The sequence below is a fragment of the Aminobacterium sp. MB27-C1 genome (assembly GCF_030908405.1).
GTDB lineage: Bacteria > Synergistota > Synergistia > Synergistales > Aminobacteriaceae > Aminobacterium.
The window spans coordinates 1059703-1076167 of the sequence record NZ_CP133089.1 but is presented as its reverse complement, the minus strand read 5'-3'; the positions used below and the strand labels follow the sequence as shown (position 1 = coordinate 1076167).

General features: G+C 39.6%; 17 protein-coding genes. 1 reads left to right on the top strand and 16 read right to left on the bottom strand.

The window, feature by feature from the left end; translation table 11 throughout:
- Nucleotides 1-2 precede the first annotated feature (2 nt).
- The 14 genes from RBH88_RS05200 to RBH88_RS05135 form a co-directional block, all read right to left on the bottom strand.
- Nucleotides 3-269, bottom strand: a complete 267-nt coding sequence (locus RBH88_RS05200) for a cell division protein (protein WP_213690138.1) — start codon at nt 267-269, stop codon at nt 3-5.
- A 26-nt stretch (nt 270-295) separates the two neighbouring features.
- Complete coding sequence (locus RBH88_RS05195) at nt 296-1342, bottom strand: V-type ATPase subunit (RefSeq protein WP_213690139.1); 1047 nt, start codon at nt 1340-1342, stop codon at nt 296-298.
- Entirely contained in the window at nt 1299-1940 is a 642-nt protein-coding gene (locus tag RBH88_RS05190; RefSeq protein ID WP_213690140.1) for a V-type ATP synthase subunit E, read from the bottom strand. Before RBH88_RS05190 ends, RBH88_RS05195 begins: the two co-directional genes overlap by 44 nt.
- Before the next feature lie 11 nt (nt 1941-1951).
- Nucleotides 1952-2170 (bottom strand): ATPase, encoded by a 219-nt coding sequence (locus RBH88_RS05185; protein ID WP_013048378.1) that lies wholly within the window; start codon nt 2168-2170, stop codon nt 1952-1954.
- Nucleotides 2155-4062: a V-type ATP synthase subunit I gene (locus tag RBH88_RS05180; RefSeq protein ID WP_213695629.1), complete on the bottom strand. Its 1908-nt coding sequence runs from the start codon at nt 4060-4062 to the stop codon at nt 2155-2157. The genes RBH88_RS05185 and RBH88_RS05180 overlap by 16 nt, the downstream gene beginning before the upstream one ends.
- Before the next feature lie 59 nt (nt 4063-4121).
- Nucleotides 4122-4445, bottom strand: a complete 324-nt coding sequence (locus RBH88_RS05175) for a hypothetical protein (RefSeq protein ID WP_213690142.1) — start codon at nt 4443-4445, stop codon at nt 4122-4124.
- Complete coding sequence (locus tag RBH88_RS05170) at nt 4438-4896, bottom strand: CBS domain-containing protein (RefSeq protein WP_213690143.1); 459 nt, start codon at nt 4894-4896, stop codon at nt 4438-4440. The genes RBH88_RS05175 and RBH88_RS05170 overlap by 8 nt, the downstream gene beginning before the upstream one ends.
- Nucleotides 4897-4903: 7 nt before the next feature.
- Entirely contained in the window at nt 4904-6682 is a 1779-nt protein-coding gene (locus tag RBH88_RS05165; protein ID WP_307880030.1) for a WecB/TagA/CpsF family glycosyltransferase, read from the bottom strand.
- Between the two features lie 121 nt (nt 6683-6803).
- A complete protein-coding gene (serS, locus tag RBH88_RS05160; protein ID WP_307880029.1) occupies nt 6804-8084 on the bottom strand; it encodes a serine--tRNA ligase in 1281 nt (426 codons plus the stop codon).
- Nucleotides 8084-8569 (bottom strand): 6,7-dimethyl-8-ribityllumazine synthase, encoded by a 486-nt coding sequence (gene ribE / locus RBH88_RS05155; protein WP_213690145.1) that lies wholly within the window; start codon nt 8567-8569, stop codon nt 8084-8086. The genes serS and ribE overlap by 1 nt, the downstream gene beginning before the upstream one ends.
- Before the next feature lie 21 nt (nt 8570-8590).
- Nucleotides 8591-9832, bottom strand: coding sequence for a bifunctional 3,4-dihydroxy-2-butanone-4-phosphate synthase/GTP cyclohydrolase II (locus RBH88_RS05150; RefSeq protein WP_213701088.1), 1242 nt, complete (start codon nt 9830-9832; stop codon nt 8591-8593).
- Between the two features lie 37 nt (nt 9833-9869).
- The gene (locus RBH88_RS05145) at nt 9870-10520 is read right to left on the bottom strand and encodes a riboflavin synthase (protein ID WP_213690147.1); all 651 of its coding nucleotides are present in this window, start codon (nt 10518-10520) and stop codon (nt 9870-9872) included.
- Entirely contained in the window at nt 10502-11611 is a 1110-nt protein-coding gene (gene ribD / locus RBH88_RS05140) for a bifunctional diaminohydroxyphosphoribosylaminopyrimidine deaminase/5-amino-6-(5-phosphoribosylamino)uracil reductase RibD (protein WP_307880027.1), read from the bottom strand. Before ribD ends, RBH88_RS05145 begins: the two co-directional genes overlap by 19 nt.
- Nucleotides 11589-13064 (bottom strand): excinuclease ABC subunit UvrC, encoded by a 1476-nt coding sequence (locus RBH88_RS05135; RefSeq protein WP_213701086.1) that lies wholly within the window; start codon nt 13062-13064, stop codon nt 11589-11591. The genes ribD and RBH88_RS05135 overlap by 23 nt, the downstream gene beginning before the upstream one ends.
- 121 nt (nt 13065-13185) lie before the next feature.
- Between RBH88_RS05135 and cysS the strand changes: the two genes are divergently transcribed.
- Nucleotides 13186-14601 (top strand): cysteine--tRNA ligase, encoded by a 1416-nt coding sequence (gene cysS, locus RBH88_RS05130; protein WP_213690150.1) that lies wholly within the window; start codon nt 13186-13188, stop codon nt 14599-14601.
- Nucleotides 14602-14628: 27 nt separating this feature from the next.
- On the opposite strand, the gene RBH88_RS05125 is transcribed toward cysS, so the two are convergent.
- Together RBH88_RS05125 and RBH88_RS05120 are read right to left on the bottom strand one after the other, a co-directional pair.
- Entirely contained in the window at nt 14629-15120 is a 492-nt protein-coding gene (locus RBH88_RS05125; RefSeq protein WP_307880026.1) for a QueT transporter family protein, read from the bottom strand.
- Nucleotides 15121-15140: 20 nt separating this feature from the next.
- Nucleotides 15141-16385 carry a Zn-dependent hydrolase gene (locus RBH88_RS05120; protein WP_307880025.1) on the bottom strand — a complete coding sequence of 415 codons (1245 nt, stop codon included), beginning with the start codon at nt 16383-16385 and terminating at the stop codon, nt 15141-15143.
- Between the last annotated feature and the right edge of the window lie 80 nt (nt 16386-16465).

The following is a 16465-nucleotide window of genomic DNA, read 5'->3' as shown; positions in this document are numbered from 1 at the left end:
CCTCAGTCCGTTTCTATCTGTAACGATGGGAAAGGTATCCAAACAGGATTTTGCATTTTTTCAAATCGTTTTCTGTAATTATCGGGCAGATTTCTAAACCATGTCTCTTCCGCAATAATAAAAGCTATAGATTCATCAAGTAATTCTCGATAAACAACATGTATCTCCGAAGGGTTCTCACATATAATTCCTTCAAAACCTTCGAGACTCCAGAGATCTACAAATAACTGCGAACCTACGGCTATAGCTCTTTTTTCTTGCGTAACCATTTATAACCACGTCCTTCAAGTTAACTTTAAACTGGAATAAGACGAGATAAAAGTTCTTTTTCCGGTAACCCCATTGAGATTCCAACAGATAAAAGATTTAAATTCTGCCATTCAATAATGTATTTGGCTATATATCCCATTCCCACTTCGACGCCAAGAGGATTAGCTCGAAAAAGATCAGCTTGCCATTTTATAAATTGAACAAACAGTGCGCGCTGAAATTCTTGAGGAGTGCTATTCTCAATAGCTCTAATAATTGCTTGCCATGGAGTCTGATGTACAAGCTCCATCAAAACTGTAGCTTGAGATAATTTTTTAATAGTAAGCCATTGGCCATTTTGAAGATATAGTTTTAAAGCTGTCTCAGATGGAATAAAGCCCGAGCGTTGCCGAAGCCATATACCAAGATTCCACATATCTATAGATCGTCCGAGATACTCACAAAGGATAGTACTATTGCTGGAAGAATATTTATTTACATTCTCCTGAAAAAGCTTAAGCATTGATGTTAGTAATACTCTTTCTGCTTTCATGAGATCTTTTGTCCGTTCAAGTTCCACAAAAGAAGAGCTTAAAGCAAGAGCGTATGGATGGGCTTGTATCCGACATCGAGAGATAATATCCGTTGCTGTTGCTGTATTCTGCCATATATCACTGTAGAAGTTTGCTGATAAGTTCCCATAATCATGCCATTGTGGTTCTTCTCCATGTTTACTGTCAGTGTATAGAGCGCGCAAAAGAAGCCGCCCGTTCATTAGGTCAGAACGGGCTAAAATTACTCCTAAAAGGTCTTTTGCTTCCCCTTGCGCCGTATCTCCAAGAAAACGCAATTGGAGAGAAACTTCACGAGCTATCGCCGATTCTATTCGTCGCAGTGTTCCACTTCGAAGTGTTACCAACTTTTGGCGAAAACTCTCAGCATAAGGACTTTCTAGCAAAAATTGTTCAAAAGCCTTTAGGTCACCACGAGCGATAGTTTCATAATCATCTGTTTTAAAAAGGCGAGAAACTCTCCCTCGAAGGCAGGCGTTAAGATAACCGTAATTTTCGTGAGAGAAGCTCAGTTTTCCCAAGAATCTGCCCAACTTGTATCGCAAATTTCCTAATGATAGAGGGCGCAAGCTTTTCCCATCTTGTTTTGAAGGTGTTATCAACAATAAAGTCACCCTTTTCTGACATAACTATACAGCCACCCCATGATTCTAAGGCTGTATCAACTTTCACGGTGCGAACCTCTTTCTTTTGATTGAAAAAAGGTTCATCCCCGGGGTGAACGATAACATCACATGGAGCAGGACAAACAGAAAGAGCTTCATTCAACATGCTTTCCATAACCTTTTTATATTTTGCTGGTTGGCGTTTAAGCTCTTTAAGTTCAGTTTCTACCTGCATCTCTATTTCTGACGCTAAGCGATTATATTCAACAAAAAAATCCTTTCGCAATTGATTACAGATGTTCTGTTGATTCCGCTGAAATAATCTTTCTGCTTCTAAATCATGTGCAGATCGAATCTCGACAATACGCTTTTCGACACTTCTACGGCGAAGCGAGATAGCATCAGCAATATCATTTTCGACCTGTTTTTTTAAAGTTTCGATTCTTTCTTCGTGTTCTTTTCGCAGAGCATCCATAAATTGGGCCAAATTCTGGCTCGCTACTAAATCTCCCAAGAGTATCTCCCCTAGGCAAATTGTAAAATCAACATGATAGCTACAACGAAACCAAGTATAACCATAGTTTCGGGTATAGCTTCAAGAATAATCATTACACCAGCCGTTTCAGGCTTTTCAGCTATTGTTCCTGCTCCTGCACTACCTATCTTGGCCTGCGCCATAGCTGTAGCAAAAGCAGGGATTCCAACAGCCAAGGCTGCTGCAAGTGCTATTATTCCTTTTTCCATCGAAGTTCCCTCCTCCGTGAAAATGGTTTGTAGTCTTTACCGCCACCAGAGTAAAATTTCCCCATAAACTCTACATAATGTAATCGGGCTGAGTGTATACTTGCCCCACCTATAGCTAGAACAAAATTGAGTAAATGAATACATAAAGCAAGGAATAAACCTAAGATCGAAAGGCCAAAAACATCAACAAACTTTGATGCAACAAGAGCAAGTATAGCAGATGAAAGTCCTATTGCGGCGATACGCACGTAACTTAAAATGTTTCCCACAGCACCGAAAGATTCTACAAGACCACCTATTCCTCCCCCAACAACAAGAAGAACAAGACCAACGATTAAAATAGACATAGATATTGTAAAGAAACTATGGGGAAGCCATCCTTTCAAACTCACTAGGGTACTTATCAAAGCAATAAGTACCAGCAGATTTCCAGATTTTTCCATCCATATATGTTTATTTTTCGCTTTTATTCCTTCATAAAAACCTATCAGTAACCCTAATATAATATGAGCAGCACCCAATGCTATTGTAAAAGCCATGACAGGCATAACGGCGTGAGACCGTTCTACCCATAGAGGTTCAAGGTGGAAAAGACGATGGGCTACATCACCAAAAAATTCGCCGTAAGCAAGTCCCCAAATGATGCTCCAAATCGATAAAGAAATGAGTATATATCCTAGATCAGATATAATTCTTTTCTCTTTTTTTCGGTAGAGCCACCATCCTAATAACAAAATTATAGCTCCGTACCCCATATCTCCTACCATACATCCCCCAAAAAAGGGGAAAAACAAGGCAATCATAGCTGTAGGGTCAGCAGTTTTATAACGAGGTGGTTGCAGCAATTTTAAAAAAAGCTCGTAAGGCCGGAAGAAAGCTTTATTCGAAAGGGATATAGGTACCTTATTCCATTCTTCAGTGGAGGGATATCTCCACTGAACAAATACTTCATTCCCGAAAGTTCCTTTTAGATTGGTAAGTGTGGCTTCTAGCTCATCCGCAGGAAGCCATCCTTCAATAAGAAAAGCACTATCAAAAGAATGAGCTGATTTTTCAACGAGGAGCTCTTCTAAGCGCTCGTCTGCCAAAATATATAATGATGCGAAATGAGGCCCCCAAACGCGAGCCGTCTCTTTTAAGTTAGCTTGCAATTCTTCAAGGCGCAGGGGTATCCATCGTAATCCTTCTGTTATAGCTTCCGTTGAGTCAAGTAACACATCTCGCTCATATCCTGCAGGGGCTTTCCAATGTATGGCACCATATGAACGCAAAGAATTTGTCACTATTTCACGAGCTAAATCCTGAACGCTTATAGCAAGAAGTGTCTCATTTTCATTAGGAGTATACGAATGATAACGAAGGTATTCTCTATCTTTTACAGGTGTCACACGTACAATTTCGGTACGAAGAGAGGTGAGTATTTCCGATATCTCTTTTTTATCAACCCACCACAACGAAGCAACATTACCTTGATCTGCTTCTTCTTTCACAAAGGAATGAAAATGATAAAGAATGTCTTGTGATCTCTTCAATTTGAGATATAACTCACGTAAAGAATTTCTCTCTTCTATCGTCTGAGTAAGTCGCTCAGAAAATTTATCGAGACTTTCATTTATCTCAGTCATTATTTCATTAAAGGGTAATTTGATTTTTTCGCGAGATGTAGTTATATCATTTTCTGTTAGTTCAGACCATTCTTTCCATTCTAATGATTCTAACATCCCCAAAAGCTTTCCTCTTAAAAGTCTGAGCTGATCAAGCTGAGGTGTTGTCATTTCTGTGGAACGTGGGAACTCAAGATGCAAAACGCCGAAATCATGTAATTTTTCTATGATTTCGGTTTTTCGACTTGTAACTCCCCATATGGCAAGTCTGAGCATATCACGAATCAAGAGAGCATCTTCCTTTCTCTCAGCCCACCCCCCTCCACAGTAATAATGCTATTCTGTTGTTATTTTTTATTTAGTACGAGAGCAACTGCCTCTTCTACTAAACTTTTTATTTTTATGGATTTACTTATATCGTTCATTAGGCTTGAAAGATCTTGACGAATTTCTTTTTCATAATCGATGGTTTGTTGTTTTACCCGAGCTTCTTTGTTTTGCCACTCATTTTCTATTTCCTGGATCGTCTGTTTTTCCATTTCATCAAGACGTTCGTAGGCTTTTTGTTTCTCTTCTAACAATCTCTTTTCTTCCGTTTTATATTCATTTTCAAGTTGGCAACGAAGGGCTTCAATCTGTTCTTCCACAGATTGGACCTCATTGTTACTCACTTTCCCGTTCCTCCATTACAAACTCGCAAAATGCTTCTCTGTTGATAATGCCGATGAATTTATCATTTTCAACTACAGGAAGTCTTTTAATACTCTTCCTTAACATAAGATCTGCGACTGTCATGAGACTTGCAGAAGGTTCTACATAAAATGGATCTTTTGTCATAAAATCCCTGACGAGTCTTTTGCCTAAATTTTTGAAACGATCAACGAGATGAATTTCACCATTATTCAGGAAGGAGCTTTGTGCAAGAATTTCCAGATATGTCGGAATTGCTGCTTGCAGAATATCAGATTCAGATAAATACCCGACAAGTTCCCAATCTTCCCTCACTACGGGCAACCCGGATAAGTTGTGACTATAAAGAATATGAACAGCATCTTGTATAGAATCTTCTTCCATGACTGCGGTAAGATCACGATGCATTAATTCTCTGGCGCAAGTGTTCAATGTGCTGTTACCTCCTGACTATACCTATTTTTGTCAAAAGAACTCGAACCGCAAAGGTAAAAAGTTCAAGATCCCTTTTCCACCTCCAAGGTTCTTGCACAAGACGATATAACCATTCAAGTCCTGCTTTCTGTATGAGAAGAGGTGCCCGAGTTAATTTCCCTGAAATAACATCAAAAGAGCCGCCTACACCTATGGCAACAAGATTTCCCAAATCTTCACGATGGGCATAAATCCATTTCTCTTGGCGAGGAAGCCCCATGCCAACAAAGAGAAGGCATGTTTTATTTTCTTTAATCTCTCGAATGATGGCCTCCTCCTCTGTACCAGAAGAAAAATATCCATCATGCACTCCCGATATTTTTAAATCGGAGTATTGTCCTTTCAATTTTTCTACTGCTGCATTAGCAACACCAGGTTTTCCTCCTAAAAAATAAACAGGCCAACCTTCAACACTTGCCGTACGACACAACTGAATTAGGAAATCTATGCCGGTAATTCGTTCTTGCACAGGTCTGCCAAGAAAACGCAAAGCCCACATTAACCCAGTACCATCCGCTAAAGTTAAGGCAGCTTGAGATACAATCTTTTTATATTCTCTATCTTTCAAAGCCGTTTGAACAGCTAATGAGTTTACAGTAGAGATGAGAGAGCATCCATTGTTTTGCCCCAAAAGAGATTTGACTTTAGCTATGGCATAATTCATTGAAACATTGTCTAGAGAAACTCCCCATAGCTCAGGACGCTCTCCAGAAATTTTCTTTTGACGCAGAAGTCTGGAAAATACCGGTATAAGTGTCAAACCAGCAAAAAAGACGGTAACGCTAACTAACAATATGGCTTGTTTTCCTGCGGTAAGTTGAAACATGGCTATAAGAACTCCTACTAAGGCACAAATTGATGTAATAAATTTAACTGCACTGGGATGATCGATACCTCTTGCAACAAGACTGCGGTAAATTACCATTGCACCCTTTGGATTTGCAGAAAGTATTGTGCTGGCAAAATGAAGTGATGTTTCCATTAGAGGAATAGCAAAAAGCCCTAAAGGCAACACCATCATTGTACTAAAAGTAATTCCCTTACTTACACCTAACAAAGATGTTCCAGCAACAAGAACTCCCCAAAAAGCAGACAAAGACTCCCCTAATCGACGATACATATGTCCATGCCGGCTCCAAAAAACACCCAGCATAAGTAAACCAGTCATACTTGTATAGAAAGCATCTGGCAGATATTGCCCCGAAAATGCTGTCGCTAAAAGTAAAATGGAGAATGTTACAGCTAAAAGGTGACCAGCCATACCTGGAATATTATCGAGTTCCTGAATAAGAATAGGAAAAACTGATATCCATATTCCAGTAATGGCTATGGATATAAAGTTAGATAAATAGAGGTATTCGCCTTGTGGCAAACCTAAAAACGTTATTCTAGGTCCAGAGAGAGCAAAAATAATTCCAATTATGAAATAAATCCACCTAAGCTTTTTGTGCGGATAAAAATGCTGATACATACCTACCACAGCAGCTATAACTGCTATACCAGTGATAAGCGTAACTTCGGGATCGCCTGACCAAATACCACTAAGCATCCAGGCTCCCACAAGCAAAATATCCCTAAGATAGTTATATTGGCTATTTTCTAGAGAACGCCTGCATAGTCTTTGAAACAAGAAGCAAGCAACGACGAGTACAAGCAATAGAGTATAAAGGTTTATCTCTGCAATGAGAGACATTATTTTGACTATGGCAAGCCCCACCCTTCCTTCTAAAATAAGTAAAAACAAGCTCTCCGAGCTATTCTACCAATTTTACAAAGCTTTTGCATTATTTATTTAAAAATTAAGGAAGATCATCTCATTTGAGATGATCTTCCTTATCTACATTTTACATAAAAAAACGATTTTTTTATGAAAGGAGCTTAATTTCTTTCATGCCACCCATATAAGGAACGAGGGCTTCAGGTATTTCTATCGATCCATCTTCTCTCTGGTAATTTTCAAGAACGGCAATAAGTGTTCTACCAATTGCTATGCCGGAACCGTTGAGAGTATGTACATATCGAGGTTTTCCCCCATCTACCGGTTTATACCGTGTGCCCATCCTTCTTGCTTGGAAATCCTCACAGTTGCTGCAAGAACTAATCTCGCGATACTTATCCTGAGAAGGAAGCCATACTTCAAGATCATATGTCTTGCTGGCGCCAAATCCCATGTCACCTGTACACAAACAGATAACTCTGTATGGGAGTCCAAGCTTTTGTAATACTTCTTCTGCATTAGATGTTAATTTTTCAAGTTCATTGTAGCTTTCTTCAGGTTTGCAAAGCTTTACCATTTCTACTTTGTCAAATTGATGCTGACGCATCATTCCTCTTACGTCACGTCCGTAGCTACCTGCCTCTTTTCTAAAACAAGGAGTATATGCTGTGTAGTATAAAGGCAAGTTTTCCTCAGCAAGCAGTTCACCTGCATGAAGGTTTGTAAGTGGAACTTCGGCAGTAGGAATAAGCCAGAGGTCTTCGTTCTCGCACTTATACAGATCTTCTGCAAATTTGGGGAGCTGTCCTGTACCTAGCATTGTCTGGGAAGAGACCATGAAGGGAGGCTGAATTTCCTTATAACCATGCTGAGTTGTATGAAGATCAAGCATAAAGTTCATGAGAGCTCTTTCGAGTCGTGCTCCTGCTCCCTTGAGAACAGTAAACCGACTTTGAGCGAGAGCTGCACCCTTTTCAAAGTCAAGAATGCCTAAATGCTCTCCCAAATCCCAGTGTGCTTGGGGGTCAAAAGAAAATTTGTGAGGCGTTCCCCATTTTCGAATTTCTATGTTGTCATTTTCATCCTTCCCCACAGGAACAGAATCGTGAGGTCTATTAGGTACTTGTAAAAGCAGAGCCTGAAGCTCATTGTCAATTTCAGAAATTTTGTTATCAATTTCTTTAACTTTCTGACCTAAAGTTTTCATTTCCTCCATAAGCGCAGCAGCATCAGTTCCAGACGCTTTGGCCTCGGCCACTTTGCGAGAACCTTCATTTCGCTGTGCTTTTAGTGTTTCTGTTTCTGCAAGCAACGATCTTTTCTCTTCATCTAATGTGACAATTTTCTCAACATCAAAATCGTTATTTCTGTTTTTTAAAAAGGTCTTTACTTCTTCTATATTGTTACGTATCCATTTAATTTCAAGCATTATGCTTCTTGCTCCTTTCCCGTTCGAAGAACCTTTAATAGATTGGCGGTTTCGATAACAGCTAGAGCCGACTCCGCTCCTTTATTCCCAGCTTTGCTTCCAGCACGCAAAAGAGCTTGTTCCAAGGTGTCACATGTCAACACTCCAAAGGCAACGGGGATTCTTTGCGTCAGCCCTACATGAGCAAGTCCCTTTGCCATTTCTGATGATACATATTCGAAATGTGGAGTATCCCCTCGAATAACAGCACCCAAAGCGATAATTCCGTCATACTTACCTGATAAAGCTGCCTCTTGTGCTATTAAAGGAATTTCCCAAGCTCCCGGAATCCACATAATTTCAATATTTTGATGTGAAACACCATGGCGCAACAAAATGTCCTTTGCGCCGTCAATGAGTTTTGAAGTAATTAATTCATTAAAACGTGACGCTACAATACAAAACCTTAAACCAGTACCTATAAGCTTTCCCTCTGAAATCTTCATACATGTTCCCCCTTTCCTTCTCTAGCGGAGTATATCCTTAAGATGAAGCACGTGACCAAGTTTTTCTTCTTTCGTATTCAAGTAACGCTGATTAAATTTGTTAGGTTCAATTACGAGAGGAACACGTGCCGTAATTTTTAATCCATACCCTTGCAAGCCAACAACTTTTCTGGGATTATTTGTCATTAATCGAATAGAACTCAATCCAAGATCTTGTAAAATCTGAGCACCTACACCGTAATCTCGTAAATCTGCGGCGTATCCCAAGGCTTCATTAGCCTCTACAGTATCTAGCCCCTTCTCTTGTAGTTGGTAGGCCTTCAATTTATTGACAATACCTATTCCCCGTCCCTCTTGTCTCATATATAAGACAACTCCTCGTCCTTCTTCTTCGACTCTTTGCATAGCTGCATGAAGTTGAGGGCCACAATCACAGCGAAGTGATCCGAAGACATCGCCAGTTAAACATTCAGAGTGTACTCGAACAAGAACATCTTCTACATCTCGAACATCGCCTTTTACTAAGGCTATATGAACACGATCCTGATCTTCATCGAGAATGTTGTGGTAGGCATAGGCAGTAAAATCACCATAAGCCGTAGGAAGTTTAACTTCCGCCACTTTTTCTACAAGTTTTTCGCGGCAACTTCTATAACGAATCAAGTCTTCGATTGATATAATACGAATTCCATGAGCTTTAGCAAACTCTTTGAGTTCAGGTAAACGTGCCATGCTTCCATCTGAGTTCATAATCTCACAAATAACGCCAGCAGGTGTTAATCCTGCCATCCAAGCTAAATCAACAGCAGCTTCTGTATGTCCTGCACGTTTCAGAACGCCACCTTTTTTTGCAGCGAGAGGAAACATATGTCCTGGACGTAAAAAATCGTCTGGCTTGGCTTCGGGATTTGCAAGGAGCCGAGCAGTTATGGCTCTTTCCGAAGCTGAGATACCTGTCGTAGTTCCTTCTTTTGCATCTACGCTAATAAGGAAAGCTGTTCCATGACGATCAGTATTATCTTTTGACATTGGCTCCAAATGGAGACATTGTGCTCTATCAGCAGTAATAGGAACACAGACCAATCCTCTGGCCTCTTTGGTCATGAAGTTTATAATTTCCGTTGTAGCTTTTTCTGCAGCTACAACGATATCTCCCTCATTCTCTCTGTTATCGTCATCAACAACAATAACCATCTTGCCATTTTTAACATCTTCAATGGCTTCCTCTATTAAGCTAAAATCATGTTCACATCTTTTATTCATTAGAGCCTCGATCCTTTCCTCTCTCTATAATAAATTGCTACCAACCCATTTCTCTTAATTGTTCCATTGTCAAGTTTGATGATACGGGCTTATTACTTCTTTGTAGATTCATAAATTTTAAAACATATTTGCCCAAAATGTCTGTTTCTATATTTAAAATTTCTCCTTCTTGAATAGTACCCAATGTACATTCTTGTAATGTTGTAGGAATAAGACCGACAGAGAAAGAATTTGACATCGCATCTATAACCGTCAAACTGACTCCGTCAATAGCTATAGATCCTTTTTCTACAATCATTTGTGCAATAGACTCATCTGTCTCGACTCTCATAACGTGAGTTATTCCCATTGAAATAATTTCTGCAACTCTTCCGATGCCATCAATGTGCCCACTTACTATGTGACCATCAAAACGCCCTGAAGCCGTTAACGCTCGCTCGAGATTAACAAGGCTGCCTGGCTTTGAAAGACGGAATTTAGTTCGTTTCTGTGTTTCCGGCATAATGTCAGCGCTGAAAAAGCGATTATCGTGAGAAGTCACAGTCACGCAAGCACCAGAAACAGCTACCGACTGACCAAAAATAAGTTCACTAGCAATATCTGGAGCCTCAATCTTAAGATGATAAACATCTTTTGAAGGCGTTATAGAAACAAGCTTGCCTATACTCTCTACAAGTCCAGTGAACATTCAGGCACCCCCTCTATCCATATGTCCTGTCCTGCTTTAGAAACATTACGGACAGTTATACGAATGAGTTTATCTAGTGATGGTACTACAATTCTTTCAAAAAGAGAAATGCCTTGCCCCATTATGGTTGGTGCGATAAAAAGAGAAACTCCATCAACTAAATTTTCTTTAAAAAAGGCAGAGGCTATTGTAGCTCCACCTTCTACAAGAACTGAATTAATGCCTCTATTCCCCAAAACCTTTACAGCGTGTAATAAATCAACATGATTATCTCTTTCAGGAATAAAAAACAACTCAGCTCCTGCTTTTTCTAAAATATAATGTTCTTTTGTATTTCGAGCTGACTCTCCGGCTAAAATAACTGCTGCTTCATTTTTAAGTATGGAAGCGTTTTGAGGAGTTCTTAAGTGTGTATCAACAACAACACGAAGTGGCGATTTTCCGCAAGTGTGTCGAACTGTTAACGATGGATCGTCACAAAGTACGGTCTGGATGCCAACAAGAATGGCATCATGTTCTGCTCTAAGCAAATGGGCTCTGTTTCTAGCTTCATCTGACGTAATCCATTGGCTTTCACCATTGGGAAGGGCAATTTTCCCATCTATTGTAGAGGCAGTTTTAAGTGTAAACCATGGTCTATTATTTTTTATTCTTCTTATGAACCCTCTATTTAACCATTTACATTCTTCCTCTATTATTCCTGTTTTTACTTCAACATTGTGCAACTTAAGAATATCAATCCCTTTCCCATTTACTACAGCATGAGGATCAACCATTCCTATAACAACACGTTTTACACCTGCTTCTACAAGTTGAGGCGCGCACGGAGGAGTTTTACCATAATGAGCACATGGTTCCAAGTTTACATAAGCAGTAGCACCTTCTGCCCTATTGCCAGCTTGTCTCAACGCTTCCACTTCAGCATGGGGCATACCATAAGCATGATGATACCCTTCAGCTATTATTTGTTCATTTTTGACTATCACACATCCGACAAGAGGGTTAGGAGATGTATGCCCTGTTCCTCTTCGTGCCAAGCTCAATGCTCTTCGCATATAGTATTCGTCATCACGAGTCTGCTTCAGGCTCATTGTCTTCACCTCTAAAAAATGTAGCTATTTTTAATGCTAAAGCGGGTCCGATACCTTTAACTTTCATTAACTCATCAGGAGAGAGAACTGCTATCTTTTTTACGCTGCCAAAATTAGAAAGCAACATGGCTGCAGTGTGTTTGCCAACTCCGGGAATTTCTTCTAAAACTGATCGTGTCAGAGCGACACTTCGTCCTCGTCTGTGACTTTTCACAGCAAAACGGTGAGATTCATCACGAACTCTCTGCAGAAGTTGAAGCACAGGGTCAGTCCACTCAAGCCTAATTGGAGATTCTTTTTCGTTATGGTATATCAGTTCCTCTCTTTTCGCCAGAGAAATAACTGGGATATTGATTATATCCAAATCTTGTAGCGCCTTTTTTGCAAATTCTAACTGCACGGGACCACCATCTATAAGAATAAGCTGAGGAAGAGGTTCATTATTCTCTAATACTTTGGTATAACGACGTTTTACAACTTCTTCTATAGATCTGAAGTCGTCTATTCCTTCAACTGTCCGTATTTTAAAGCGACGATAGAGAGAAGGATTAGATACACCTTGTTCAAAAACAACAGCTACTCCATACGTTTCATGTCCAGACATGTGTGAAATATCAAAACCATCAATTCGCCATGGCAGGATATCCATATGGAGAAGATTTTGTAATTTATTCAGTGCATCCCATGTTTCAATATCTATATCTTCTTGAAGACTAGAAGCCACTCTTTGACGAGATAAACGCCAAATTGCTCGTATAGCATCGCGATGTCGGGCCGCTTTTTCAAAATCAAGATTGAGAGCCGCTTCATCCATTCTTTTACGAATACGTTCTACAAGCTCAGATGATTTGCCCGTTAATAAAAGAATAACATCATCCACTCTTTCTCTATATTCTGCTTCACTGCATAAACCTGCACATGGGGCAAGACATCTCCCTAAAGAATAATCTAGACATGGACGCCTCTTCTTATCAGGCTTCACCTCTGACTTACAACTTCGCAACGGAAAATATCGCTCTGCAACTCTTAATAGTGCTCGAACGTCCTTTGCACTAATAAAAGGGCCTAAATAAGTAGACCCATCATTATCTCGGTGTCGAGTAATGATAAGGCGAGGAAAGGTTTCGTCCGTTATCTTTATGTACGGATAACGTTCATTCATTTTTAGGTCTATATTAAAAAATGGTTTGTATTTTTTAATAAGTCTTGATTCTACAATAAGCGCTTCTGCTTCTGACTCAGTTCGTATAATAGAAATATCAGCGATAGTTTCTACAAGTTTACGCAATCGAGGAGAGGCAAAACCTTGATGTCTGAAATAGGAAGAAACCCTTTTTCGTAAAGATTTTGCCTTTCCCACATAAATTATATTACCTTCCTCATCGCGCATGATATAAACACCTGGACGAAGAGGAAGATTTTTAATCGTATTTTTCAAATTTTGTTTTATCATTAGTCCACCACTGTTTAAATTATGGTATCGTTATATAAAGTAATTCCTTTTGCGTAAATATCATATTTTTATATATGTAACACTACATTATAATGTATTCTAGCAAATGGAGGTGTATAGATTGGGTCTTGTGATTTACAATGATCTAACTCGAAAAAAAGAACCATTCGTTCCTTTAAAAGAGGGAGAGGTCGGTTTTTATAGTTGCGGCCCTACAGTGTACGATTATTTTCATATAGGGAACGCTCGTCCGTTTATCGTTTTTGATGTATTTCGTCGCTATCTGGAAGATCTTGGGTATAAGGTAACTTTCGTACAAAATTTTACAGATATTGATGACAAAATGATAAATCGCGCTAATGAAGAGGGTATAACTGTAAAAGAGCTAGCTGACAGATTTATCAAAGAATACTTTGAAGATACTGACTCTCTCGGTGTCAGACGAGCTACTATCCATCCTCGCGCTACAGAGCATATGGAAGATATTGTTCGTACAGTTGAAATTCTTGTCGAGAAGGGACATGCTTATGTTGTTAACGGGGATGTCTTTTTCAGCGTAGAAAGTTTCACTGAGTATGGCAAGCTTTCAAAACAAAGTATTGAGGATCTGCAATCAGGAGCTCGTATTGATATTAATGAGCGGAAACGTCATCCTCTTGATTTTGCTTTGTGGAAATCTCAAAAACCAGGTGAACCAGCATGGGAGAGCCCATGGGGAATGGGACGACCTGGTTGGCATATCGAGTGCAGTGTTATGTCAACTAAATATTTAGGGGATACTTTTGATATTCACTCTGGTGGATGTGACCTTATTTTTCCTCATCATGAAAACGAGGTTGCACAGGCAGAGGCGGCAACAGGTGTTCAATTTGTCCGTTATTGGCTCCACAATGGATATCTTTTGATCAACAAAGAAAAGATGTCTAAATCTCTAGGAAATTTCTTGACAGTGAGAAATGCACGTAAGAAATTTTCTCCCCTTGCGATTAGATATTTTATGCTTAGTGCGCACTATCGCTCACCCATTAACTTCTCTGAAGAAGGATTAAGCCAGGCAACTGGAGCAGTAGAGCGTTTAAGGAACTGCTGGACAGACCTCCAATATGCTCTTCAAAATCGAGAGATGACAAAAAAAGAGGGAACTCAAGTTTTTGTTGATGAAATCAAACAGGCTGAGAATAAGTTTTATGAAGAGATGAATGACGATTTCAATACAGCAGGAGCCTTAGGAGCTGTATTTGAAGTTGTTCGCTCAGTTAATACGTATCTTAAAGAAAATACAACTCTCGATGAAGAGGCATGCAAAGCGGCGGAACAATTCTTTAGAAAAATTGATAATATCATGGGGATTTTAGGTTTTGAAGCGCAAGAAGAAACATTGAATGTTTCTGAAATAGAAGCCATGATAGAAGAAAGAACAGCAGCCAGAAAATCGAAAGACTTCGCAAAATCAGATGCTATCAGAGATGAACTTGCAAAAAAAGGAATAATACTGGAAGACACCCCAGAAGGAACGAAGTGGAAAAAACAACTATAAATATAAAATTAAGAAAAGCGGGAGCGTTTAACGTTCTCGCTTTTCTTTTATAAATTTTTTCTCCAAGAAAATAATAAGTGGAATTCCCAGGAAACCACAAGCGATGATTTCTCCCAATCCTACATACATTGCAGTGTAAAGAAAAGGCATTTTTGCAAGTACTGAAAGGTATCCACCGACAATGAGCGCATTAAAAATGACCGGGGGAAGAGCCGCCAAGTAAGGATTAGGCATACGACTTGTTACCAAAGCGGCAAGCAACGTCGCTAAACTTCCAAAAACGACATCGATAAGCCCAAACCCTCCTGCAAAATTTGAAATCAGACAGCCAATGAAGAGCCCTGGAATCGCCTGAGGCCAAAGATATGGTAGCAAAGTCAAGGCCTCAGCAACTCGCACCTGTATGGGGCCATAGGAGATAGGGGCCAAAAGTATTGTTGTTGTGGCATAGATTGCAGCGATGAGAGATGCAATAACTATATTTTTCACTGTCAAAAATTCTTCTATCTTTTTATTCATTAAACTAAATCTCCTTAAAGCTATATATTTGCCTCTGATAATCTTAAGATAGCTCCTAAAGCTATGTCTATTCCCTTTTTGAGTTGTTCATAATCTGTCCATTCTTCTGGACAATGACTTCGTCCATCTTTACTTGGCACGAATATAAGTCCAACATTTGTAAGAGAAGCCATAATCATTGCATCGTGCCCTGCTCCGCTAACCATATGTCTATAACGAATATTTCTTCCAACGGCTTCCTCTTCAAAAATACCTCGTATTTCATCTGCAAGATGTACAGGAGGAATAGCAAGTTTTTGCTCCATATGGACAGAAACACCCATCTGATGAGAAACATACTCAAGAGTCTCTTTCATTTCTTTCACTACATCTTCTATATTTCCTTGTTCTACTGAACGGATATCGACAGTAAAGAACACCTTACCAGGAACGATGTTAGCTCCACCTGGATAAACCACAAGTTTCCCGACAGTTCCAACTGTTCCTTCACCCTTTGCATAGGCTGCATCATGTATCGCTTTAGCAACCTCAAAAGAAGCAAGAAGAGCATCTTTTCTCATATGCATAGGGGTGGTTCCTGCGTGGTCTGCTCGTCCCTCAATTTCTATGTCATAACGAGTGATTCCGACGATGGTGCTAACAAACCCCACGTCCAGACTCTCCGATTCCAAAACTGGCCCTTGCTCAATGTGCAATTCTATAAACGCTTTTAAATCTTCAGGGTTTCGAATAGCATCCTTTATTTTAAGTGGATCAAGGCCAAATTTTTCCATAGCTTCTCCAAGAGAAACTCCATCAGCGTCGCGAAAAGACTCTATTTCACTATGAGGAACTTTGCCTGTCATTGCTCTGCTGCCATACAAACCTGCGCCGAAACGTGTTCCTTCTTCTTCAATCATTGCTACAAATTCTATAGGATTTGCCGTTGAAATATTGTTTTCGTACAAAATTCTGGCTATTTCAAGGGCTGTAACAATACCAGCGGGTCCATCAAAATTACCACCATTTTTAACAGAGTCAAAATGAGAGCCAATCATAACTAAAGGAGCATCTTTTTGTGTTCCCTCTCTGCGTCCGAAGATACTACCTGCCGCATCAGTATAAACATGCAACCCTGCGTTTTCCATTTCTGAACAAATGAACTCTCTCGTTTTTTTATCTTCTTCTGTAAAGGAAAGTCTTGTCATTCCTAAACCGGGAGTGGCTGTAAAGCGAGCCATTGTCTCTATATCGCGCTGTATTCTTGAAACTTTACTCTCAAGCATTTATGCGTCTCCCCTTTCTTTTATTCCAGCTATTTGAATGAATTATGCCATATGTCTTTCAAGAGGGAAACCTTATATGA